At 43.6% G+C, this 23084-nt stretch carries 18 protein-coding genes and 2 riboswitches; of the genes, 12 read left to right on the forward strand and 6 right to left on the reverse strand.

Annotated elements, in window-relative coordinates; genetic code table 11:
* Positions 1 to 79: 79 nt before the first annotated feature.
* The 4 genes from LG330_RS06230 to LG330_RS06245 form a co-directional block, all read right to left on the reverse strand.
* On the reverse strand, positions 80 to 745 hold the full coding sequence (locus LG330_RS06230; RefSeq protein ID WP_404408305.1) for a PspA/IM30 family protein: 666 nt from the start codon (positions 743 to 745) through the stop codon (positions 80 to 82).
* A 20-nt stretch (positions 746 to 765) separates the two neighbouring features.
* Positions 766 to 1278: a DUF4178 domain-containing protein gene (locus tag LG330_RS06235; RefSeq protein ID WP_404408307.1), complete on the reverse strand. Its 513-nt coding sequence runs from the start codon at positions 1276 to 1278 to the stop codon at positions 766 to 768.
* 104 nt (positions 1279 to 1382) lie between these two features.
* Positions 1383 to 3218, reverse strand: a complete 1836-nt coding sequence (locus LG330_RS06240) for a methyl-accepting chemotaxis protein (RefSeq protein ID WP_404408309.1) — start codon at positions 3216 to 3218, stop codon at positions 1383 to 1385.
* Between the two features lie 209 nt (positions 3219 to 3427).
* Positions 3428 to 3724 carry a DUF6509 family protein gene (locus tag LG330_RS06245; protein WP_404408311.1) on the reverse strand — a complete coding sequence of 99 codons (297 nt, stop codon included), beginning with the start codon at positions 3722 to 3724 and terminating at the stop codon, positions 3428 to 3430.
* A 90-nt stretch (positions 3725 to 3814) separates the two neighbouring features.
* Here LG330_RS06245 and LG330_RS06250 point away from each other — a divergent pair, with 90 nt between their 5' ends.
* The 8 genes from LG330_RS06250 (at position 3815) to LG330_RS06285 (ending at position 13252) form a co-directional block, all read left to right on the forward strand.
* Positions 3815 to 4333: a type 1 glutamine amidotransferase domain-containing protein gene (locus LG330_RS06250; RefSeq protein WP_404408312.1), complete on the forward strand. Its 519-nt coding sequence runs from the start codon at positions 3815 to 3817 to the stop codon at positions 4331 to 4333.
* Between the two features lie 136 nt (positions 4334 to 4469).
* The gene (locus LG330_RS06255) at positions 4470 to 5981 is read left to right on the forward strand and encodes a potassium/proton antiporter (RefSeq protein WP_404408313.1); all 1512 of its coding nucleotides are present in this window, start codon (positions 4470 to 4472) and stop codon (positions 5979 to 5981) included.
* Between the two features lie 300 nt (positions 5982 to 6281).
* Entirely contained in the window at positions 6282 to 8012 is a 1731-nt protein-coding gene (locus tag LG330_RS06260; RefSeq protein ID WP_404408315.1) for an ABC transporter ATP-binding protein, read from the forward strand.
* Complete coding sequence (locus LG330_RS06265; protein WP_404408317.1) at positions 8002 to 9837, forward strand: ABC transporter ATP-binding protein; 1836 nt, start codon at positions 8002 to 8004, stop codon at positions 9835 to 9837. Before LG330_RS06260 ends, LG330_RS06265 begins: the two co-directional genes overlap by 11 nt.
* 111 nt (positions 9838 to 9948) lie before the next feature.
* A complete protein-coding gene (locus LG330_RS06270) occupies positions 9949 to 11064 on the forward strand; it encodes a DEAD/DEAH box helicase (RefSeq protein ID WP_404408319.1) in 1116 nt (371 codons plus the stop codon).
* Positions 11065 to 11156: 92 nt separating this feature from the next.
* Positions 11157 to 11816, forward strand: a complete 660-nt coding sequence (locus LG330_RS06275; RefSeq protein ID WP_404408320.1) for a B12-binding domain-containing protein — start codon at positions 11157 to 11159, stop codon at positions 11814 to 11816.
* A gap of 3 nt (positions 11817 to 11819) precedes the next feature.
* Entirely contained in the window at positions 11820 to 12566 is a 747-nt protein-coding gene (locus LG330_RS06280; RefSeq protein ID WP_404408322.1) for an STAS domain-containing protein, read from the forward strand.
* A gap of 29 nt (positions 12567 to 12595) precedes the next feature.
* Positions 12596 to 13252, forward strand: a complete 657-nt coding sequence (locus tag LG330_RS06285; RefSeq protein ID WP_404408324.1) for a potassium channel family protein — start codon at positions 12596 to 12598, stop codon at positions 13250 to 13252.
* Between the two features lie 29 nt (positions 13253 to 13281).
* On the opposite strand, the gene LG330_RS06290 is transcribed toward LG330_RS06285, so the two are convergent.
* On the reverse strand, positions 13282 to 13923 hold the full coding sequence (locus tag LG330_RS06290) for an SOS response-associated peptidase (protein ID WP_404408326.1): 642 nt from the start codon (positions 13921 to 13923) through the stop codon (positions 13282 to 13284).
* 149 nt (positions 13924 to 14072) lie between these two features.
* On the opposite strand from LG330_RS06290, the gene LG330_RS06295 reads away from it, so the two are divergent.
* The 3 genes from LG330_RS06295 (at position 14073) to metH (ending at position 20492) form a co-directional block, all read left to right on the forward strand.
* The gene (locus LG330_RS06295) at positions 14073 to 14606 is read left to right on the forward strand and encodes a DUF4352 domain-containing protein (protein WP_404408328.1); all 534 of its coding nucleotides are present in this window, start codon (positions 14073 to 14075) and stop codon (positions 14604 to 14606) included.
* A gap of 318 nt (positions 14607 to 14924) precedes the next feature.
* Positions 14925 to 15031, forward strand: a riboswitch (SAM riboswitch).
* A 195-nt stretch (positions 15032 to 15226) separates the two neighbouring features.
* Positions 15227 to 17077, forward strand: coding sequence for a bifunctional homocysteine S-methyltransferase/methylenetetrahydrofolate reductase (locus tag LG330_RS06300; protein WP_404408330.1), 1851 nt, complete (start codon positions 15227 to 15229; stop codon positions 17075 to 17077).
* Entirely contained in the window at positions 17025 to 20492 is a 3468-nt protein-coding gene (metH, locus tag LG330_RS06305) for a methionine synthase (protein ID WP_404409526.1), read from the forward strand. The genes LG330_RS06300 and metH overlap by 53 nt, the downstream gene beginning before the upstream one ends.
* Before the next feature lie 226 nt (positions 20493 to 20718).
* Here the strand turns inward: metH and LG330_RS06310 are convergent, their stop codons facing one another.
* Positions 20719 to 21741, reverse strand: a complete 1023-nt coding sequence (locus LG330_RS06310; RefSeq protein WP_404408332.1) for an aromatic acid exporter family protein — start codon at positions 21739 to 21741, stop codon at positions 20719 to 20721.
* A 109-nt stretch (positions 21742 to 21850) separates the two neighbouring features.
* Positions 21851 to 21953: riboswitch (TPP riboswitch) on the forward strand.
* A 108-nt stretch (positions 21954 to 22061) separates the two neighbouring features.
* Between LG330_RS06310 and thiT the strand changes: the two genes are divergently transcribed.
* Entirely contained in the window at positions 22062 to 22634 is a 573-nt protein-coding gene (gene thiT, locus LG330_RS06315) for an energy-coupled thiamine transporter ThiT (RefSeq protein WP_134382373.1), read from the forward strand.
* The last annotated feature ends 450 nt before the right edge of the window (positions 22635 to 23084 follow it).

The following is a 23084-nucleotide window of genomic DNA, read 5'->3' on the forward strand; positions in this document are numbered from 1 at the left end:
TCTGAATGGATTTATTTAGTACCTTACCGCAAAAGAAGGGCCTCGGTGACAATTACTGTCACACCGGCCCTGGCTGAAATTACTCTTTACCCATTTTCTTTTTAAGTGCAGCAAGCTCATCATCAACGCTGTTATCAAGCGCATCAAATTCATCATCCAGACTGCGGTTAGACTGGTGAAGATCCTCACTTGTTTCAGCTTCCGCTTCATACTGCATCACTTTTTCTTCCATTCTTTCAAAGCCGCCGCGTGATGCATCGTTGTTGATTCCTGAAAGTGTTCGGTTCATCTTCGTACGTGTTTTTGCAGATTCTGCACGTGCTTTCAGTGAATCTTTTTTCAGTTTCATTTCATTGTATTCTTTTTTCATCTCATCAAGCTTTGTTCTTAGAACTGCAACGTCTTCTTTCGCTCTTGCATATGAATCCTCAAGAGAAGTTGCCTGGTCTGCATGATTCTTTTTGTCTTCAAGCGCGCGGCGTGCAAGGTCTTCATTTCCAGTTTCAATTGCCTTCATTGCCTGCTCTTCACGCTTTTTCATCATGCTTTCAGCGTCTTCAACTTTCTTTTGAAGCATTTTTTCGCTGGCGATCTGCTTAGCAACTGCAGTTTCTACCTCGCGGATATCTGCTTCCATTTCACGCATGAACTGATCAAGCATTTTTACCGGATCTTCCGCCTTATCGAGCATGGAATTCAACTCTGATCCTACTACTGTTTTTACCCGTTTAAAAAATTGAAACATGATTCATTCCTCCAATTAGTTTAGTGTGATCCTGCAATAATTTTAAGTTCATATTCTTCAATACTGTAGCCTGTACTTGCTTCTATATCGCCGCCCCAGATCTCTACAGATAATGCTTTTTCGTCATCTTCATCATAGTATTCAGCGTATTTGCATTTAACACCGTCTACATTCTGACTTCTGCCTTCACCTTTAACAATTGCTGAGCCGGTTTCATCAAGGTAATACATTGTGCCTTCATACTCAATTTCTTTAGGCAAAGGCTCCTGAAGCTTCAGTGTTGATTTTTTGTAAATGCCGAGTTCGAGCTCATCATCCATTTCAACCCCGAGCCAGATTACTTCCTGTACACCCTGAAGCTGATAGGCTGACCATTTGAAGCCGTGATCATTATATGATAGCTTGCCGACTACTTCATAGTCCTGAAGGTCATAAGTGACGATATCACCGATTTTCAGGTTATGAACGGTTCTGTCCGTAACTTCAGGTCGCGTTTCTGTTTTTCCGCCAAACAGCCGCTTGAAAAAGCTCATCTGTTCATCATCCTTTTTTCTATGTCTTTCCTGCTACAATACCTTATACGTGTGAAAATATAAAAGGTTTCCGCTTTTAAAAATAAAAGCGGAAACCTTTTTACTTAAGAAACTTTTTCACCTGTAGTGTTTTGGTCTTCTTCTGCCACTGCGGCCTCATCATATTCTTCATTCTCAGATTCTTCTGAAGAATTCAATTCATGGTGATCAGGGTATTCTTCTTCATATTCATTCAATGACGTTTCACCCGGAAGTTCAAACCTTGCAATCAGTTCCTGGAGTTCTTCTGCCATACCTGTCAGAGCAGTGGCAGAGGATGTGACTTCTTCCATAGAAGCGAGTGTCTGCTGGGCAGCAGCACTGACGCTTGCAGAGTGATCATTTGTATCTTTGGCAATGCCGGTCATGCTGCCGACCGTTACAGTCACCTCATCTGATTTTGCAGCGATTGCCTGTGCAGTTTCGTTCATCTGCTCAATCTGGGTGGTCATTTGTTCAACAGAGCCGACAATCAGCTGGAATTTTTCCTGCGTTGCCTGTGCTGCATTGATACCGCGTTCAACCTCAGCTTTTACCTCATCCATTGTTTCAACAGACCTTGATGAATCCTTCTGCATTTCAGCGATCAGGTCATTAATCTTATGAGTGGAGCCTGCAGATTGTTCGGCGAGCTTTCTCACCTCATCAGCAACGACTGCAAAACCTTTACCGTGTTCACCTGCACGAGCCGCTTCAATTGCTGCATTTAATGCCAGGAGGTTTGTCTGGTCGGCAATGCCTCTGATTACATCTAAAATTGAACCAATTTCGTCTGTACGTGAAGACAGGTTCTGAATGGCCTGATCGGATTCACCAACGCGGTGGCTGATTGATTCCATATTTTGAACCGTGTTTTCAACTAATGTGCCACCTTCATTTGCATGGGAAAGGGACTCATTTGAATAATTTTCAATGACATTTGCACTTTCAGCAATTGTCTGGATGCCGACTGTTACACTTCGAAGGGACTCAACGCTTCTGTCAGCAGCGGATACCTGATTTTCAGATCCTCTGGAGATTTCTTCAATCGAGCCGGCCGTCTGTTCTGTCGCTCTCGAAGTTTGTTCAGCGTTGGCAGAAAGCTCTTCAGATGAAGCGGCAACCTGTGCAGAGTTCAGCGAGATCTGCTGTATTAGGTTTTTCAGATTATCCTGCATCGCAATGAATGAATGCTGCAGCTTTGCAATTTCATCCTTACCCTTCATTGGAATGGGCTGATCAGTCAGGTTACCGTCAGCTACGCGTTCAGCCATCGCAGTCATAGACTTGAGTGGCTTGGTGATGCGGGACGTCAGAATGACCCCAAGTAGGATCGCAATGAGAAAGGCTGCCCCCATCATAACCGCTGAAAGTGTACGTGCCTGTGCGATAGAGGCATTGGATTCGAGCAGTGTAGAGGAAATGTCTTCATTGATCCGGTCAATCATCTCATTCGCCTCACCTGCAAGCTGATTGGCAAGCGGTGTCATCGTACCGGTGGCTCTGACTCTGGCAATGTCAGGATTTGCTTCAAAAAGAGGAAGCAGGTCTTCACCTATTGTCAGCATTTCGGTATTTTTATTATTGATGGAAGAAAGAAGCTGCAATGACGTTTCGTCAGTAATGAGTGATTCAATCCGTTCGCTGATTGCTTCAGTTTCTGCATTTAATTCGTAAAATGTATCAAGATAAATCGATTGAGAAGATAATAAAAACCCTCTATATGTACTGTTTTGCTCATGAACCGTGCTTTCAAGTTCAAGTATGGCGGCTCTTGCTTCAAAAAGTGACTCAGTGACATCTTCAAATGTCTGGCTCATTGCCCTCATATTGATATAAGAATAAACGCCTGATGCTGCAAAAATTAATGCAACGACTAGAAAGGCAGATACCAGCTTTTGACCTACGGACCCCTTCATCATGTCATCCTTCCTCCAATTTTATAGGTATAAAGTATTGATCATTTCATCATAATATTAGGTGAATATGTATTTCGAGTCAAGAAAAGATTTTGACGATTCATGAAATTTGCATAATAAGGTCTGTATCATCTGAAGTGATGTGAAAAATAAAGCTAGCACAAAAAAAGCAGAAACCCTGATCAGGATTTCTGCTCAAATCATCCATGTCATTAATTTTCCTGCGCATCCTGCCAGTGATCGCTGCAGAATGCTTTAACTGTTTCCAGCTCTTCATCTTCAAGCTCAAAGTCCAGGACCTGACCATCACTGCTTTTGATCAGATCATATTTCATTAACTGTTCTTCACCGTCTTCGATCTTGTATAGCGCTTTAATGCTGACGTCGCCATCCTGAAATAGCTCATCCTCTTCATCTTTTGCAAGCTCAAGCATGAATTCAAAACGGTCCCCTGTCAGGATACCGAATGTATCATTTATTTTTTCAACTGTATAAGTAGTTATGTTCATATATACATCCACCTTTCATGTGTTATTGTTTCAGTATACATCAAAGCGGTAATGGTATGTACGAAAGGGATAAATGAGGAGGTATAAAAAATGAAGTTAAATGCTAAAAAAGTGATTGCACTTGTGAGTGATGATTTTGAGGACCTGGAACTATGGTATCCGGTTATGCGCCTGAGAGAAGAGGGAGTAGTCGTTCATATTGTCGGTGAAAAGAACGGACATGAATACATTGGGAAGTATGGTGTACCTGCTGTAAGTGATTATGCTTTTCATGAAATCAATGTAGAAGAATATGATGGTATTTTAGTTCCGGGCGGGTGGTCTCCGGATAAATTAAGACGCTATAAAGAAGTGATTGATATGGTTCAGCACATGAATCAGCATCAGAAATTGATTGGTCAGATCTGTCATGCAGGCTGGGTATTGATTTCAGCAAATATTTTAAAAGGTGTGAATGTAACGAGTACACCTGGTATTAAAGATGATATGACCAATGCGGGCGCCATCTGGCATGATGAAGCAGTAGTAACAGATGGTCACATTGTCTCGAGCAGAAGACCACCTGATCTGCCGGCATACGGAAACGCACTTGTAAAAGCGCTAAGTTAATCTGAATAACTGAAACACCTGGACGATTTTACTAAAAATTGTTCAGGTGTTTTTTAAAATGTATAATCCTTCCCAAGCGTATTGAAAGGAATTTTTGATATAATTAAATTATTGCACGATTTAAAGGAGTGAGTACGTGGATTTTACGGTAGATGGTTTAATTTTTCTAATGGCTGCCATGCTGATTATCGGGGTTGCCGCTACGAAGTTTTCTTCACGTCTGGGTATGCCCTCTCTGGTTCTCTTCTTAATTGCTGGTATGCTTCTCAGTGAATTTATCTTCTTTGAAAATACCGAATTTGTTCAGCTTGTTGGGATATTAGCACTTATTATTATCTTATTTGAGGGTGGTACACAAACCAGCTGGCAGAGTATCAGACCGGTTGTCGGTGCATCGACTTCACTTGCTACTGCCGGAGTGCTGATTACTTCCGGAATTGTAGGTGTAGCAGCGGTATGGATACTTGATCTGTCGTGGCTGGAAGGTTTACTGCTCGGTGCCATTGTCGGTTCAACAGATGCAGCAGCAGTATTTTCTGTACTTGGTACTAAAAACATAAAAGCGAAGCTGACTTCAACGCTTGAAGCGGAATCCGGTACAAACGATCCAATGGCTGTTTTTCTGACAGTGATGTTTATTGAATTAATTCAGGTGCCTGATACAGGTTTCTGGTCTATGTTTTCAACGTTCCTGATTCAGATGTCAGTTGGACTTGTTGCGGGTCTTATTCTCGGGAGATTCACCGTGTTTGTGATCACGAGAATTAATCTTGATGCATCAGGTTTATACCCTGTGCTGGCATTATCTTTTGCAATATTTACATATGCTGGAACTACTTTTATAAATGGAAGCGGACTACTTGCAGTTTATGTGATGGCAGTAGTAGTCGGGAATTATGAAATACCTTACCGTCATTCAATCTTAAGATTTAATGAAGGCTTTGCATGGATGATGCAGATTGTAATGTTCATCATGCTAGGACTGCTCGTTTTTCCAAATCAGTTGATTGATGTGATTTGGCAGGGAATCCTGCTATCAGTTATTCTGATGCTGATTGCGCGGCCTGTTGGCGTATTCCTTAGTATGATTGGAATGAAATATAATGTAAAAGAAAAACTTTTCATTTCATGGGCCGGATTAAAAGGGGCAGTACCGATCGTATTGGCAACATATCCGATTGTTGCGGGTGTGGAAAATGCCATGCTGATCTTCAATACAGTATTCTTCGTTGTGCTTACTTCTGCACTGATCCAGGGCGGAACACTGTCATGGCTTGGTAATAAGCTGGGTCTCTCAGGTGAAGGGAAGTTGCAGAGTCCTTACAGTCTTGAGCTGATTGCCCTTGGAAAAACAGAATCTGAAATGGTCGAGCTGACGATTCCGGATGATGCAGCTGTAGCTGGCAGGAGCTTATCAGAAATCACATTGCCAAAATATACACTTATTACGGCGGTTATCCGGAACGAAAAAATTCTTACACCAACGGGCGTCACCAAACTAAAAGAAGGCGACACCCTATACGTCCTTACGAAAAAGAAGACCCGTGATCTCGTCAAAGTCCGCTTTTATCAAAAGAAATGGGTAGCTGAAGAGACAGTGGAAATAAAAGAACCGGATACTGGTGAAACAAAAGAGTCAGGCTCATGAGCCTGGCTTTTTTATATATACAGTTGTAGATCACAAGTTCAATTAACCGCTAAGCTGAATTAATTAACCATAGGCACGAGCCAATCATCTTGACCGGTGATTCAATTCCCCTTCAATAGGGAATAGATGATGCAATCATGTTATGCGGTGTATCAAACATCTGGCGCGGTGACTCTATAAACCCGACTGCTGATTCAATTAACTTCCTCACTCAGCTAAAACTCTCTGAAAAGTGGCAAAATTATGGTACAGTACGTATAGGTATTTCGAGTCTCAAATGGTCTGGAAGGAAGAATGCGTATGACAAAGATCACTTCATTTTTAACACCATACAAAATCGCTATCATCATTGCACTTTTACTTATGCTGACTGAGCTTGCCGTTGAGCTGGTTCAGCCTTTAATTATTTCTTATATTATTGACCAGGGGATTCTTCAAAATGATTTGTCTGCTGTAATGATGTGGGGAGCGATCCTTATCGGGTGTTCACTTGCAGCATTTGCAGCAGGGGTGACGAACTCCTTTTACTCTTCTCACGTCAGCCAGAGCTTCGGCTTTGATATCAGGGAAGCACTGTATAAAAAAGTGCAGGATTTCTCTTTTTCAAATTTTAGTGTATTTCCAACATCTTCGCTCATCACAAGACTGACAAATGATGTCACGATGCTCCAGAATACAGTGTTTATGAGTCTGAGAATTATGATGCGTGCACCGCTGCTCGTGATCGGGAGTGTCATTATGGCGCTGCTTGTTAATCCGATGCTCGCACTGGTGCTTGTTATCTCGGTTCCGGTCCTTATCTTATTTTTAATTATCATTATGAGTAAGGCGGGAAATTTGTTTAAGTCTGTTCAGGAACGTCTGGATCATGTGAATAACGTGATGCAGGAAAACCTGATCGGGATCCGCCTAATAAAAGCTTTCTTAAGAGGGAAGCATGAAATGAAGCGGTTCCGTCAATCCAGTGAGCAGCTGATGGACAAGACGGTGTCAGCACTCCGTCTGATTGAGGTTACCATGCCAGTGATTCTGCTTTTAATGAATATCAGTATACTCGTGATTCTCTGGTTTGGAACCGTGGAAGTGAATACAGGAGGAGCGAGTGTCGGGGAAGTAGTGGCGATTGTGAACTATGCAACCAGAATGACTGGCGCACTTTCAATTGTCACAATGATTATCATGGTTTTCTCTCGTGCAAAGGCTTCAAGCACCAGAATCAGTGATGTACTGAACACAGATATCGACCTTTATGATCATGTATCAAGCAAAAAATTTACAATCAAAAAAGGTGAAGTCTCATTTGAACATGTGAGTTTTACATATCCGGAGACTTCTATGAAAGTAATTGATGATTTGTCATTTACAGTGAAAGCTGGTGAAAGAGTATCGGTGCTTGGAGGAACAGGTGCAGGTAAATCAACGATCTTTCAGCTGATTCCACGATTATATGACGTCAATGAAGGAACGATCAGAATTGATGGACACCCGATCAGCGAAATGACGTTAAAAAACCTGAGAAATCAGATTGGTTTTGTTCCGCAGGAAGCAATGCTCTTTACCGGCACGATTCAGGAAAATATTAAGTGGGGAAATGAACATGCCACTTTTGAAGAAGTACAGGAAGCAGCAAGGCGCGCTCAGATTCACGATACTGTGATGAGCCTGCCAAAGCAGTATGACACCATTCTCGGTCAAAAGGGTGTGAACCTTTCAGGCGGACAGAAACAGCGATTGTCTATTGCACGTGCGCTCGTGAAAAAGCCTGTCATTTTATTACTGGATGACAGTACGAGTGCACTTGATATGAAGACAGAGGCAAGGCTGCTGCAGGCGCTTGAAGAGCTGTCCTGCACGACGATTATGATTACACAAAAGATCAGTACGACGATGGCATCAGACAGAATTCTGCTGATCGAAGATGGAAAGCTGCTTGATGAAGGTCATCATGACGAGCTTGTGAAAACCTCTGAGCTTTACAGAAAAATTGTGGAATCTCAGGCGGGAAGGGAGGCATTGCCATATGCTGAATGAAATCAGACGTCCTTTTCAATATAAAAGGAGATCCCTGGAGGAAATTGAAGAAGCCGGAGCAGGGGCAAAAAAACGTAAAGCGGATGACTTTACAGGGACAGTGAAGAAGATCTGGCATTATCTAGCGATGAATAAAGTAAAGCTTTATCTTGTGCTTCTGATGGTACTGATCAGTTCTGCAATGGCGCTTCTTGGTCCTTTTCTGGTCGGGATGGCCATTGATGATTACATCGTCTCAGGAGATACGGACGGGCTGCTGCAGCTGATCTGGGTGCTGGGAGCGGTATACATCGTTTATTCTTTGTCTATGTGGTTTCAGGCGATGTGGATGGTCAGAATTGCGCAGCAAACCGTATTTACAATGAGAACGCAGCTTTTTAATCACCTTCAAAAGCTGCCGATTCCTTTTTTTGATAAAAGGCAGCATGGCGAATTAATGAGCCGTGTAACAAATGATATGGAAAACGTCAGTTCAACACTGAACAGTTCAGTGATTCAGATCGTCTCAAGTGTCCTGACTCTGGTCGGAACAGTTGGGGTGATGCTTTATCTGAGTCCGCTGCTTACACTAATTACCGTTCTCGTGATACCAGCCATGGTTTTTGGACTGAAATGGATTACAAAAAGAACGGGCAGACTGTTTAAAGAACAGCAGCGCAACCTGGGTGAAATAAATGGGTACATTCAGGAAACGCTGTCAGGTCAGAGAATCATTAAAACTTTTTCACAAGAAGAACGTGTGATTCATCAGTTTGAAGAGAAAAATGAAAAGCTGAGGCTTGCGGGTTTCTGGGCACAGACATTTTCAGGTTTTATCCCGAAGCTGATGAACTTCCTGAATAACCTGAGCTTTGCTGTGATCGCGCTGATTGGCGGGGTACTTGCGTTAAATGGTTATATTACAATCGGGGTGATTGTGATCTTCGTAGAGTATTCGAGACAGTTCACAAGGCCGCTGAATGATCTAGCTAACCAGTTTAATACGTTATTATCTGCAGTTGCAGGAGCTGAGCGGGTATTTGACATTATGAATGAAAGTGAAGAGAGGAAAGATGAAAAGAATGCCCGTGACCTAAAGAAGCTTGAGGGACACGTTGCGTTTGAAAACGTCGCTTTCTCTTATGAAGAGGATGAGCCAATTTTAAAGGGCATCTCATTTAAAGCCTCACCCGGTGAAACGATTGCACTGGTCGGTCCTACAGGTGCCGGGAAAACGACCGTTATTAATCTTTTATCTCGCTTTTATAATCCGACCGGTGGAAGGGTACTGATCGATGGGATAGACATAACTGAGATCAGAAGGTCAAGTCTGAGAAGTCACATGGCTTTTGTTCTTCAGGATTCAATTATATTTCAGGGGACAATCCGTGAAAATATCCGTTACGGAAAGCTGAATGCTTCAGATCAGGAGGTTGAAAAAGCTGCAGCCATGGCGAACGCAGACGGCTTTATTAAAAAGATGCCTGACGGCTATGATACAGTGCTTAAGGCAGACGGTGAAGGAATCAGTCAGGGGCAGCGGCAGCTGCTTGCAATCGCAAGAGCCATGCTTGCGGATCCCGATCTGTTAATTCTTGATGAAGCGACTTCAAGCATTGATACCGTAACAGAAATCAAGATTCAGGAAGCGCTGGAGGTGCTGATGAAGGGCAGAACGAGCTTTGTCATTGCACACAGACTGAACACGATCCAAAGCGCTGATCAGATTCTGGTGCTTAATAATGGTCAGCTGATTGAAAAAGGAAATCACGAGGACCTTCTAAAGCAAAACGGGTTTTATGCAGACCTGCAGAAAAGCCAGCTGAAAGAACAGCTGCTCAGTTAATGCAAATAAGGAGACCTGGATAATAATGATCCGGTCTCTTTTTCTATTCCTGCGTAAATTCAATGAAAATGGTACAATAATAAGCAATGAGATGAACGGAGAGTGGAAAAGATGCTTGAAAAAACACTTACAAAATGGAATGAAACAGGATTTGTGAAAATGACAGCGGTACAGGAAAAGGTAATTCCTCTGATGATCGAAGGAAAAGATGTCATTGCTGAATCACCTACAGGTACAGGGAAAACACTTTCTTATGTACTTCCTCTGATTGAAAATCTTCATGCTGAGCAAAAGCTTCCGCAGGCTTTAATTCTTGCCCCGTCTAAAGAGCTGTCGATGCAGATTTTTGATGTCCTTCAGCAGTGGGGGAAGGATGCAGGTATGAAATCTGCCTCGATCATCGGTGGCGCAAACCCTAAAAGACAGCTTGAAAAGTTAAAAAAGCAGCCTCATGTGATCGTCGGTACACCAGGACGTATTCTTGAGCTGATTAAACAGAAAAAGCTGAAGACGCATGAGATCAAAACAGTCATTCTAGATGAAGCAGATCAGCTTCTTTTACCGGAGCATATAGAGTCAATTGGTCAGATTATCAAGAGTACACTTGCAGATCAAAGACAAATGGCGATGTTCTCTGCGACTTTACCGGAAGAAGTAATTGAAGACGGCAAAGGGATCATGAAGTCCCCTGAAATTGTGAAAGTCGGACGTGAAGAAATTCAGCAGGGTGATGTGCGCCATCAGTATATGATCTGTGAAAATCGTGAAAAGATCGATATGATCAGAAGAATGGTCCGGATGGATTCCATGAAACAGGAAAAGTCACTGGCATTTATGCAGGAAGTGCTTGATGTCATGACAGCAGCTGAAAAGCTCAATTATAAAAACCTTGAGATCGCTGTATTGCATAGTGATTTAACGAAAGAGGAAAGAGCTGCTGCTATGAGGAAGTTCCGTAAAGGTGAGCTTCCGCTTCTGCTGGCGACGGATCTTGCAACGAGAGGGCTTGATATTGAAGAAGTTACTTATGTGATTCATATGGATGTTGCTGAATCACTTGATCAATACATCCACCGCTCAGGCAGAACTGGCCGTGCAGGAGCAAAAGGAACAGTACTTTCGTTCGTTACACCAGGGGAAGTGAAGAAAATTAAGCGATATACAAAAGAACTCGGGGTAGAGCCTGAAGAAGTAACGATGTACCGCGGTGAGTGGCAGTCTGTCTGATCCCTGAAAGTGGAACAGTTGACTTTCAATAGCAGAACAACGAGAATCTGTAAATAAGTTAGACACTCGAAAATATGAGGAGTGATCATATAATGGAAACCGTAACAGATTTCACGCATGTACTGCTTGATGGAGATCAGGATAGGGCATGGGAATATGTGATACGCGAGGTCGAAAAAGGTACTTCTTCGGAAGATATATTTTATAAATTATTAACACCTGCAATGGTGGAAATTGGTCAGAAGTGGCAGGAGAACGAGATTTCAGTTGCAGACGAGCACCTTGCAACAACGACCTGCGACTTTACACTGGCACGTTATAAGCACGAAATTCTTTTACCGAGAATTAAAAATAAAGAACAGGATCAAGGAAGAGCTTTATTTTTCTGTGTAGAAAAAGAGGAGCATGACCTTGGCATTCGGATGATTGCCCAGATCTTTGAGGAAAAAGGCTATGAAGTCCGGCTGATGGGTGCAAACCTGCCAGTAGAGTTTGTGTTAACAATGGCAGTGCACTGGGAGCCGGATGTGATTGGAATGTCAGCAAGTATGCTTAAGCAGGGTGAAAGAGTTCCCTCATATATTCAAAGACTGATGGAGCGTTTTGAAAATACAGAGCTGCTAATCGGCGGCCGTTTTCTTACATTACCGGATCGTCTGTTAGATAAAGCTGACGACTCCAAAGTAACGATCATCCAGGAAGGAAGCGAGCTGACTACATGGTTATCTGATCGCGCTAAAGGAGGAAAATAAACATTGATCCATCTTGATGCCATGCCAATGCCTGTGGTGATCATTGATCATAAATTAAACATAAAAGAAGCTTCAGTCAAAGCACTGAAACTGCTTGGAAAAGCCCCTTCATTCCTTGACTGGGTTGATGAGGAAAGCCGGGGAAAAGCCGTTAGATTTATACAGGATAAGCATGTAGAAAAGTTAGAATTAAACTTGGTCACGGCGGAAGGAACAATTTCACTTTTTACCATTTTAATAGAATGGGATAAAGAGCAGGCAGCTTTAGTTCTTCAACAGGAAGATCATCTGATCGTTCAACTGATGAATAAAGTAAAAGAGCATCAACGCCGTCTTGAGGAAAGTGACATGGAACTGATTTTAAAAAAGAATGAGCTGGAAAAATCATTTATGCGAATTAGTGAATTAAGTACCGCAGCGATTCATCTGACTGATGAAATCGTTTTGATTCCGATTGTTGGAGATTTAAATGTCACGCTCATTCACAATAATCAGGAACGGATTTTAGAAAATCTCTATGCAAACGATATTGATGAAGTTATCATTGATCTTCAATCAGTAGGATTAATCGAAGATACCGGTGTGAATGAATTAATAAAAATGATTAAAAGCTTTTCACTATTTGGAACAGATTGTACAATTACAGGTGTTAAGCCAGAGCATGCACCATATCTTCATCAGATTAAAATGATGCAAAAGCTTACTTTCATTAATAATCTTGAGGATAAACTTTCCCGGATTCTTTACTGAAAGTACGTGAAGGAGAAAGAAGGATTGACATGAACAAACAATTTGCAGTACTCGGACTGGGCAGTTTTGGTGGACATCTGGTTGAGGAATTCCACGAAATCGGTGCAGAAGTGTTTGCGATGGACCGCAATGCAGAGTTAGTAGACAAATACTTTGATATTGCCACACATGTCATCCAGGGAGATGCACAGGATGAACAGCTACTGATTCAGGCTGGAATCAGAAACTTTGATCTCGTTGTCGTATCATTCGGTGAAAATATAGAGGCAAGCATTTTAACGACAATTATTTTAACTGACCTTAATGTCAAGGAAATCTGGGTAAAAGCCTCCAGTCTTTATCATCAGAAAGTACTTGAGAAAATTGGTGCAACACGCGTGATCCGTCCTGAAAAGGATATGGCGCGCCGGATTGCCCACAGACTGGCATCCAAACATTTTATAGATTACGTCGAGCTGACTGAAGAGCATTCAATGGTTGAAATAAAAGCAACGCCCAAAATTATCGGTAAAACAATTGCCGCGTTAAATGTGAGAAACCGCTTCGGCTGCAACATCGTCGGGATCTATAGAAACCATGACATGATTGTATCGCCAAGCGGTGATGACCGTATTGAAAAAGAAGATGTGCTCATTGTGATCGGGGAAAACCGAAAGCTTCATCGTTTTGAGAAGCAGGGTGTCTGATGATTAACTAAAAAGATCCGGAATCTCTCCTATGAGGTTCCGGATCTTTTAAATCTTTCTCCTGATATTACTTCTGCTGTCAGTAGTTCACTTTTACAAGGCTTCAGCAGTTTTTTTAGAGAACCCTTATCTTCTTCAGGGTTGAGCCACTGATCAAAGTTGTTCCGCTCCAAAATCACAGGCATTCTATTATGAATATCAGCCATCAGATCATTCGGTTCAGTCGTTATAATCGTACAGCTTCTGATGATTTGATCGTCATAGCGCCATGATTCCCAAAGACCGGCAAATGTGATCGGATCCCCATCACGCCTTTTGATCTCAAAAGGCTGCTTTTCTTTTTCTGATTTTTTCCATTCGTAAAATGATGTTGCCGGAATCAGGCACCTTTTTGATTCAAATGCTTTTCGAAAGCTTGGCTTCTCAGCAACCGTTTCAGATCTTGCATTAAACGTTTTATAACCGATCTTTTCATCTTTTGCGAAAGGGGGAATGAGTCCCCATCTGAACGAGGCGGGATAACATTTTCCGTTTAACTGCACAACCGCTGCAGCCTGCTGACTCGGTGACAGATTCCGATTAGGTGAGTAGAGAAAATCCTCTCTCATTTCAAACTGATAATACTGCTGCAAATCATACATTGCTTCTACTAAAGAAAATCGTCCGCACATGCTTCATCTCTCCTTTACATGCATTCTAACAAAATATTGCGAAGATAGAGAAGATTACAACTTATTTCCTTTTAAAGGTAATTGGTTGATTTATTTCGATATACGAATCATACTGGAGTCCTACATACATATTCAGGAGGGTTTTCCATATGAAGAAATTTTGGTTAGTATCTGCAATGGCAGCGGCACTTATGCTTGCAGCCTGCTCAGATGATTCGTCAGAGCCTGCAGAAACTGAAGAAGCGACAACAGAAGAAGCTGCAGAAGAAACAGAAGAGTCGTCAACAGAAACGGAAGAAGCAGCTGAAGGAGAAAGCACTGAACCGGAGCTTTATCTCGTTGGGGATGAGGTAATATCAGGTGACCTGACAGTAACTGTTACTGATACAGGTGTTGCTGAACAGCTCGATGACACAAATCGTGTTTATGAAATCAAAATGACTGTAACAAACAACGGTGAAGAAGAGGTATCTTTATCGTCAGAAGACTTTACACTGACTGACCTGACAGATGAAGAAAAAACGGCTTATGGCGATGTATCTGAATGGACAATCGCTGCAGGAGAATCAGCTGAAGGCTCATTACAATATGAATCAGCAGCAGCAACTGCATTCAAACTTTTCGGCACAATCGGTGAAGAAGAAGTTGAATGGAGACTGCCTGGGATTACATCATTAGATTAAATCCTTTTCCGGGAATTAAAGAAGAAACTCTATCATATTTTTTAACAACTTAAGTGTAGTGGAGCGTAAGGCGGCGACTCCTGCGACAGGAAGGTCCTGGTGAGACCCCGGAAATGCGAAGCATTGAGGAGGCTCACCGGACCGGCCGCGGAAAGCGTCCGCCTGAAGCGCAGCGAAACGATTAAGAAGGCTCGAACAATTATGTTCAGCCTCTTTTTTATACCAAATCATCTACCTAAATGTATTTTAATCACTACTCCTATTGACATAACAGCCTTCTTTCTTGTAAAGTTGTCATAATTAATTGAATAGCGTGGATTCTTATCAAGAGAGGCGGAGGGAACAGGCCCGTTGAAACCTCAGCAACCTACACATATGTGAAAAGGTGCTAAATCCATCCTGCAATCATGCAGGGAAGATAAGAAGCTTAGTAGTCTAAAGCCTTCTTATCTATGCTGATAGAAGGCTTTTTTGTTGTCCAGCTACAGGCGCTAGCTCCTCGGGTCATAAGCCACGCATCGGTAAACGGGGAAGTTCACCCGTTTTCCGCTCCGCGTCTTATGCCTGTCGGAGCTGACCAAGCGCCTTCCGCATTTCGATACATCAGGAAGGGTGAAAAAATGAACTTACTCGAAGAAATGAAACAAAGAATTCTGATTGGTGATGGTGCGATGGGAACCCTCCTGTATTCATATGGTTCAGATCAGTGCTTTGAAGAGTTAAATCTGTCACATGCAGAACATATTCAGCAGATTCACCAGGCATACATCGATGCAGGTGCTGATGTAATACAGACGAATACCTACGGAGCGAATTATCATAAGCTTGAGCGCTACGGACTTGAGGAAAAGGTAAAAGAAATTAATACTGCTGCTGTCAAAAATGCTAAAGCTGCGGCGAAAGACAATACTTTCATTCTCGGTACAATCGGCGGGATCAGAAGCTTTCGTCCGCAATCCATTGACCTGAATGAAATCAAGCGGACATTTAGAGAACAGCTCTACTGTTTACTGTTAGAAGGAGTAGACGGGTTGTTATTTGAAACGTATTACGATTTTGAAGAGCTGGCGGCGGTCATTGAAATCGCCAGAAAAGAAACGGACCTGCCGATTATTGCGCATATTTCAGTTCAGGAGCCTGATGTGATGCAAAATGGTAAACCGGTTGCTGAAGCACTGCTTGAGCTTGAACAGCTTGGAGCTGATGTAGTCGGACTTAATTGCAGACAAGGCCCTTTCCACATGATTAAGTCTCTTGAACAGGTACCTCTTCCTGAGAAGGCTTATTTATCCTGTTATCCAAATGCGAGTCTGCCATCTTACTCAGAAGGCTCACTTCAGTACAGTAACAATGCTGAGTATTTTGGAGAGGTTGCACCTGCATTCAGAGAGCAGGGAGTCAGGCTCCTTGGAGGATGCTGCGGAACGACACCGGACCATGTAAGAGCATTCAGTCAGGCGCTTAAAGGACTTGCCCCGATTACTGAGAAAAGAGTGGAGAAGGCAGAAAAAATTGTGCTGCGCTCAAGACAGAAGGACCTTCCTGAGCCGCTCACTGATATTGTAAGAGAGCGGAAATCAGTCATTGTTGAACTGGACCCTCCGAAAAAGCTCTATACCGATAAATTTATAGAAGGTGCAAAAGCACTCAGTGAGGCCGGTGCGGATGCCGTTACACTTGCTGATAACTCACTTGCAAGCCCGCGTGTCTCCAATGAGTCACTAGGCTATCTGATTAAACAGCAGGGCGTCCGTCCGCTTGTTCACCTGACGTGCAGAGACCGTAACCTGATCGGGCTTCAAAGTCACCTGATGGGACTTCACACGCTGGGTCTGCATGACATTCTGGCTGTTACAGGGGACCCGACAAAGGTTGGGGATTTCCCTGGCGCAGCTTCAGTCTATGACGTATCCTCATTTGAGCTGATCGAAATGATTCAGCAGTTGAATAACGGCATGTCAATGTCAGGAAAAGATTTAGGTGAAAAAGCTTCATTTACAATCGGGGCTGCATTTAACCCAAATGTAAGGAGTGTAGAAAGGGCTGTACAGCGTCTGGAAAAGAAGATCTCAGCAGGCGCGGATTACTTTATGAGTCAACCGGTATTCTCTGAGGAAAAGCTGATTCAGACGGCTGAAGCAGTAAAGGATCTGGGGAAACCTGTATACATTGGCCTGATGCCGCTGACAAGCAGTAAAAATGCTGACTTCCTTCATAATGAAGTGCCGGGCATCAAATTAACTGATCAGGTAAGAGACCGGATGGCAGCAGTGTCCGGTGACCGTGAAAAATCATATCAGGAAGGGCTTGCGATTACGAAGTCACTGATTGATACGGCGCTTGATCTATTTAATGGCATCTATCTGATCACGCCATTTATGCGCTATGAAATGACAGCAGAACTAACACGCTATGCCAATGAGCAGGCGGCAAAGCGAGGAGGAAACCAACGTGCGCACATTATTCAATGAACAGCTTAAAAAAAGAATCCTGATTATGGACGGTGCAATGGGTACGATGCTTCAGGATGCTAATCTGACAGCAGAAGATTTTGGCGGTGAGGACCTTGAAGGGTGTAATGAAAACCTGAACCGCACGCGTCCTGACCTGCTTGAAACAATCCACGATGCCTATTTTGAAGCAGGCGCAGATATCGTGGAAACAAACACATTCGGCAGTATGAGCGTTGTCCTTGAAGAATATGATATCGCTTCTGAAGCCTATGAGCTCTCAAGACTTGGTGCTGAAATCGCTAAAAAATCAGCAGCTAAATGGTCAACAGAAGACCGTCCGCGTTTTGTTGCAGGCTCAATGGGACCTACGACTAAAACGTTAAGTGTTACTGGTGGGGCGACATTTGAACAGCTGAAAGATTCATATGCAGAACAGGCAAGAGGCTTAATTGACGGCGGAGCAGATCTCCTGCTGATTGAGACAAGTCAGGATTTATTAAATGTGAAAAGTGCATTTCTTGGAATTCAGGATGCCTTTAAGGTAACGGGCAAAGAATTGCCGTTGATGATCTCAGGGACGATTGAGCCGATGGGTACAACACTTGCTGGTCAGACGATCGACTCTTTTTATATCAGCGTTGAACATATGAACCCTGTATCAGTCGGATTGAACTGTGCAACAGGCCCTGAATTCATGCAGGATCATATCCGTTCACTTTCAGAGATCAATCAGTCATATGTCAGCTGTTACCCGAATGCCGGACTGCCTGATGAAGAAGGGATCTATCATGAAACACCTGAAACACTTGCTAAAAAGTTGAGCGGCTTTGCTGAAAAAGGCTGGCTGAATATTGTGGGCGGCTGCTGTGGAACAACGCCTGCTCATATTAAAGCCATTGCTGAAGCGATGGAAAAATATGAGCCGCGAACGCACAAGCCTAAAAAAGAACATACTGTATCAGGTATTGAGCCATTAATCTATGATGACCCATCGATGCGTCCACTGATGATTGGTGAGCGTACAAATGTCATCGGTTCACGTAAATTCAAGCGCCTCATTGCAGAAGGGAAAATTGAAGAGGCCTCAGAAATCGCACGTGCACAGGTGAAAAAAGGTGCTCATGTCATTGATATCTGTCTCGCTGACCCTGACCGTGAAGAAGAAGCGGATATGGAAGTCTTCATGCAGGAAGTTGTGAAGAAAGTGAAAGTGCCCCTTGTCATTGATTCGACAGATGAAGCGGTCATTGAAAAAGCGCTGCGCTATTCACAGGGGAAATCAATCATTAATTCAATTAATCTTGAAGATGGACTTGAACGCTTTGATGCAGTAGTGCCGCTTGCTAAACAATACGGCGCTGCACTCGTTGTCGGCACGATCGATGAAAAAGGGATGGGGGTTTCAGCTGAAAGAAAGCTTGAAATTGCTGAACGTTCCTACAAAATCCTGACCGAAGATTACGGTGTTGACCCGACTGATATTATTTTTGATCCTCTGGTATTCCCGGTTGGCACAGGGGATGAACAGTATATCGGTTCAGCTAATGCCACAGTTGAAGGAATCCGCCTGATCAAAGAAGCTTTTCCTGAAACCCAGACTGTGCTCGGTGTCAGTAACGTGTCATTTGGTCTTCCCCCGGTTGGCCGTGAAGTGTTAAACGCAGTCTACCTGTATCACTGCACACTCGCAGGACTAGATTATGCGATTGTGAATACAGAGAAGCTGGAGCGTTTTGCTTCGATTGATCCTGAAGAAGTAAAAATGGCTGAAAAGCTGTTATTTGATACAACAGATGAAACACTTGCGGCATTCACAGCATTCTACCGTGGCAAAAAGAAAGAGACATTATCTGATCTGCCTGATATGACGCTTGATGAGCGGCTTGCTTATTATGTTGTGGAAGGTACAAAAGAGGGGCTGCTGCCTGACCTTGACCTCGCACTAAAGGAATTTGATGAGCCACTTTCTATTATTAACGGGCCTCTGATGACAGGAATGAAGGAAGTCGGCAGACTCTTTAATGACAATCAGCTGATTGTAGCTGAAGTACTCCAGAGTGCTGAAGTCATGAAAGCAGCAGTTGCCTTCCTAGAACCGCACATGGAGGCATCTGATGAATCATCATCTAAAGGGAAAGTCATTCTTGCAACTGTAAAAGGTGACGTGCATGATATCGGTAAAAACCTAGTTGAGATTATTTTAAGTAATAATGGCTATGACGTGGTCGACCTTGGCATTAAAGTAACACCGCCTGAATTAATCGAAGCCATTGAGCGCGAAAAGCCGGATATCGTCGGTTTGTCAGGACTACTCGTTAAGTCAGCACAGCAAATGGTGATCACAGCAGGCGATATGCGTGAAAAAGGTCTTGAGGTTCCAATCCTTGTCGGAGGCGCAGCGCTGTCCCGTAAGTTTGTTGATACAAAAATCTCCAATCATTACGATGGACTTGTGCTGTATGCAAAAGATGCAATGAATGGACTGAGCCTGGCCAACCAGCTGCAGGATGAGCTCGAGCGTGCAAAACTGAGTGAGGAAATCTTTGCGAAGCAGGAAAAGCTTCAGTCCCAGGAACCAAGACCGGCTAGGGAAGCAGCAGTCAGTGTCCTTGAAAAGCCGCCTGTGGCAGAAGCTCAAGTATTTGTACCGAACGATACGAAACGTCACGTGATCAACTCTTATTCAGTCGCTCACGTTGAAGCGTATATTAATATGCAGATGCTCCTTGGTCACCACTTAGGTGTAAAAGGAAAAATCTCAAGATTGCTTGAAGAAAAAGATGAAAAGACGCTGATGGTAAAAGAAACAGTGGATCGCCTGATTGAAGATGTGAAGCGGGAAGGACTCATCACCCCGGCTGCTGTCTATCAATTCTTCCCGGCTCAAAGTGAAGGGAATGACGTCATTATCTATCACCCTGAAACCGGTCAGGAGATTGAACGTTTTACATTTCCGCGTCAGCCGAGAGCACCATACCTTTGTCTTGCAGATTATCTCCGTTCAAAAGAGAGCGGCGTAATGGATTATGTAGGATTCTTTACTGTCACAGCCGGCAGAGGGATCCGTGAAAAAGCGCAGCAATATAAAGAAGAAGGCAGGTTCCTGGAAAGCCATGCACTTCAGGCGCTCGCACTTGAAACAGCAGAAGGATTCGCAGAATTGCTGCACCAGCAAATGAGAGATCGCTGGGGCTTCCCGGACCCTGTTGACTTCACGATGCAGGAACGCTTCAGTGCCAAATACCACGGTCAGCGTTTTTCATTCGGTTATCCGGCATGTCCTGAGCTTGAGGATCAGGAAAAGCTCTTCAAGCTGATCAGCCCTGAAGAAATCGGCGTTCAGCTGACAGACGGCTTTATGATGGAGCCTGAAGCGAGTGTGTCAGCGATTGTGTTTGCGCATCCTGATGCGAGATATTTTAATGTGATGTAATTGTGCGTTGTGTGTGGGATGGTGGTTCGACGCTCGTTCGCTGGTGTTCGGCGTTTGAGTAGGCATGTTCGAGAGTAAATGCGCGGTGTTCGCTGTTAACGTAGTGATGTTCGACGTTTAACAGGTACACTTCGACACTTCAGGACTATTGACTCACCACCGAAACATGTTTTAGCCAACCAAAAAAGCCGGGGATTTGCTCCCCGGCTTTTCGCATGTCCATCTATTAAAGTTCCTCCGGCCTCGCACTCGGTACCTTTACAAACGATCTGCGCTTTTTTAGCAGCGCATGAATCGTTAATAATTCAAAATAAATATAACTTTTATCAGGCAGCTCTTCTTCGTCCGTCTCACCCTTGAGCTCATGCCGCAGCAGCGCAAGTGCATCTGCATCCATCGGCTCCTGTTCACCGGTTCTGATAATCCGGTTGTTCAGCTGTGAAATGAGTGTGCGGACTGCCTGTTTTTCTTCAACAGACCATTCAGGTGCATCATCTGAAGGCAGTGAAATCAGATTTGCTAAATGAAAAGACAGCTGTCTCAGCAGGTAAATCTTTTTTTGCAGCGTCTGGATTTCGTTCATTTCCTCCCGTTTATAAGAATGATAGTGCCATTCCTGAAGCTGAAATCTGCAGAACATATCTGCCCGGTCTAGCTGAGTACGCAGCTGGTTGGATGCGGATTCAAGATTCATAGGTGAGTTTTTCTGATCCAGCAGCTCATTCATTCTTTCAGCAAGCAGCTGGGTGAGTTTAGCCTGTGAATCAGAAATGAGTGAAATGATCTGATCCTTATATTTTGGCGGCATCAGTAAAAAGTTAACGAGTGTGGAAGTTAAAATGCCGATTCCTGTTGTGCCAAGTCTTTTAACAAATTCAAGCAGAAAGTGATCTTCTGTCCCTGGAATCATCGCAACCGCAGTCAGTGTCGCAACCAGCATTCCTGCATCAAGCTTCAGTTTATAACAGATCCAGATCGTCAGCACTGCCGAAATTGTATATGTAATCGCCGTATCCCCGAGCAGGAAGGTGGCGAGCATCGCAATGGAGGCCCCGATCGCAGATGCAGGGAAACGGATTATTCCCTTTTTGATTGAATCGGCAGCTGTCGGCTCAATCGTTACAATCGCTGTAATGACAGCAAAAACAACTGGCAGATTAAACAGCTGACAGATCAGCGCAGTTAAAAACACTGCAACACCTGTCTTTAAAATTCTGCCGCCGATAAATCTTCTTTTTAACCATTGCATATGATCCAGGAACCTCCTTTTTTAGTAAATTAGACGTGTTATAGTATAGCATACAAAAAGTTGGGGAGATGACATGATTCAGAATATAAGTTACAATGTTCATAGATGCAATTTCCACAAGGGGAGCCATATAGGCTGAGAGTGAACGGATTTGTTCAGACCCTTCGAACCTGTAAGTTAATGCTTACGCAGGAATGTGGATGGAAACGGACTTTTCAAGGGTCTCTGGGTTTCTATCCCCGGGACCCTTTTTGTATGGAGTGGCCCGTTGAATTCCCCTCTGTGCGAGCTGCATCGATTTCGCAAAAGGAGGAAGACATATGGAGCGTAAAAAGTTATTATTTTTAGTGGAGGTTGCGATTTTTTCAGCAATCGGTATTATCCTTGACCAGTTTTCATTCAGTCTCTGGCCACAGGGTGGTTCAATCAGTTTTGTGATGGTACCAATTATCCTGATGGCATTTCGCTGGGGCTTAAAAGGTGGTCTGTTAACAGGATTTCTTGTAGGTCTGCTGCAGACAATGTTCGGTGCCTATATTATTGATCCGGTTCAGGGGATTCTTGATTATCCGCTGGCATTCACTGTGATTGGATTTGCGGGTCTCTTTGCAGGTGTAGTGAAGCGTTCACTTGAAGAAGGCTCAATGAAAAAAGCTGCCGTCTACATCACAGCTGGTGTATTCATCGGTGCACTTCTGAGATTTATCTGTCATTTTCTTGCCGGCGTGATCTTCTTTGGATCGGGCAGTGAAGGCGTACCGGCATGGCTGTTCTCACTTGGCTACAACGGTTCATACATGGGCCCTGCGTTCATCCTGACATCCATTGTCCTTGCGACACTGCTGATCTCAGTACCAAGAGTCGCAACGAACCGTCAGATGACAAGTGCCTGATAGGCTTAAATAACTGGTTCATTTACGCTTCAGGCGGACGCTTTCCGGACGGAGGTTGCCAAGCCTCCTCGCCTTCGGCTCAGGGGTCTCGGCTTCCCTCTACTCGTCCCGGAGTCGTCGCCTTACGCTGCAATGAACCTAAATTTAATACAAAAAAGAAGATGACTTTTGACAAAAACGTCATCTTCTTTTTTATTTTCAGTCTAGATATATTCATCACTTACTACAAACGTGATATGTACTTTACTATCTTAAAGGAAGACATATATAGTTTAATCGGAGCGTAAGGGGGCGACTCCAACGCGAGAAGCAGGACAGGTGAGACCCCGCAGGCGCGAAGCGTTGAGGAGGCTCACCGCCGGCCGCGTGGAAAGCGTCCCCCTGAAGCGCAGATTAAACGGTTATTCAAGAACTAGCATCTTTCATGCAATCCACACCATACATATGATA

The sequence above is a fragment of the Jeotgalibacillus malaysiensis genome (assembly GCF_044789845.1).
Lineage (GTDB): Bacteria > Bacillota > Bacilli > Bacillales > Jeotgalibacillaceae > Jeotgalibacillus > Jeotgalibacillus malaysiensis_A.

Excerpts from the sequence above, each read along its gene's own strand:
- LG330_RS06290 (WP_404408326.1), bottom strand. The coding sequence starts at position 13,923 with ATGTGCGGACGATTTTCTTTAGTAGAAGCAATGTATGATTTGCAGCAG.
- thiT (WP_134382373.1), top strand. The coding sequence starts at position 22,062 with ATGGAGCGTAAAAAGTTATTATTTTTAGTGGAGGTTGCGATTTTTTCA.
- LG330_RS06240 (WP_404408309.1), bottom strand. The coding sequence starts at position 3,218 with ATGATGAAGGGGTCCGTAGGTCAAAAGCTGGTATCTGCCTTTCTAGTC.
- LG330_RS06285 (WP_404408324.1), top strand. The coding sequence starts at position 12,596 with ATGAACAAACAATTTGCAGTACTCGGACTGGGCAGTTTTGGTGGACAT.
- LG330_RS06275 (WP_404408320.1), top strand. The coding sequence starts at position 11,157 with ATGGAAACCGTAACAGATTTCACGCATGTACTGCTTGATGGAGATCAG.
- LG330_RS06310 (WP_404408332.1), bottom strand. The coding sequence starts at position 21,741 with ATGCAATGGTTAAAAAGAAGATTTATCGGCGGCAGAATTTTAAAGACA.
- LG330_RS06250 (WP_404408312.1), top strand. The coding sequence starts at position 3,815 with ATGAAGTTAAATGCTAAAAAAGTGATTGCACTTGTGAGTGATGATTTT.
- LG330_RS06270 (WP_404408319.1), top strand. The coding sequence starts at position 9,949 with ATGCTTGAAAAAACACTTACAAAATGGAATGAAACAGGATTTGTGAAA.
- LG330_RS06265 (WP_404408317.1), top strand. The coding sequence starts at position 8,002 with ATGCTGAATGAAATCAGACGTCCTTTTCAATATAAAAGGAGATCCCTG.
- LG330_RS06295 (WP_404408328.1), top strand. The coding sequence starts at position 14,073 with ATGAAGAAATTTTGGTTAGTATCTGCAATGGCAGCGGCACTTATGCTT.
- LG330_RS06245 (WP_404408311.1), bottom strand. The coding sequence starts at position 3,724 with ATGAACATAACTACTTATACAGTTGAAAAAATAAATGATACATTCGGT.
- LG330_RS06300 (WP_404408330.1), top strand. The coding sequence starts at position 15,227 with ATGAACTTACTCGAAGAAATGAAACAAAGAATTCTGATTGGTGATGGT.
- LG330_RS06230 (WP_404408305.1), bottom strand. The coding sequence starts at position 745 with ATGTTTCAATTTTTTAAACGGGTAAAAACAGTAGTAGGATCAGAGTTG.
- LG330_RS06235 (WP_404408307.1), bottom strand. The coding sequence starts at position 1,278 with ATGAGCTTTTTCAAGCGGCTGTTTGGCGGAAAAACAGAAACGCGACCT.
- LG330_RS06260 (WP_404408315.1), top strand. The coding sequence starts at position 6,282 with ATGACAAAGATCACTTCATTTTTAACACCATACAAAATCGCTATCATC.
- metH (WP_404409526.1), top strand. The coding sequence starts at position 17,025 with ATGAGCAGGCGGCAAAGCGAGGAGGAAACCAACGTGCGCACATTATTC.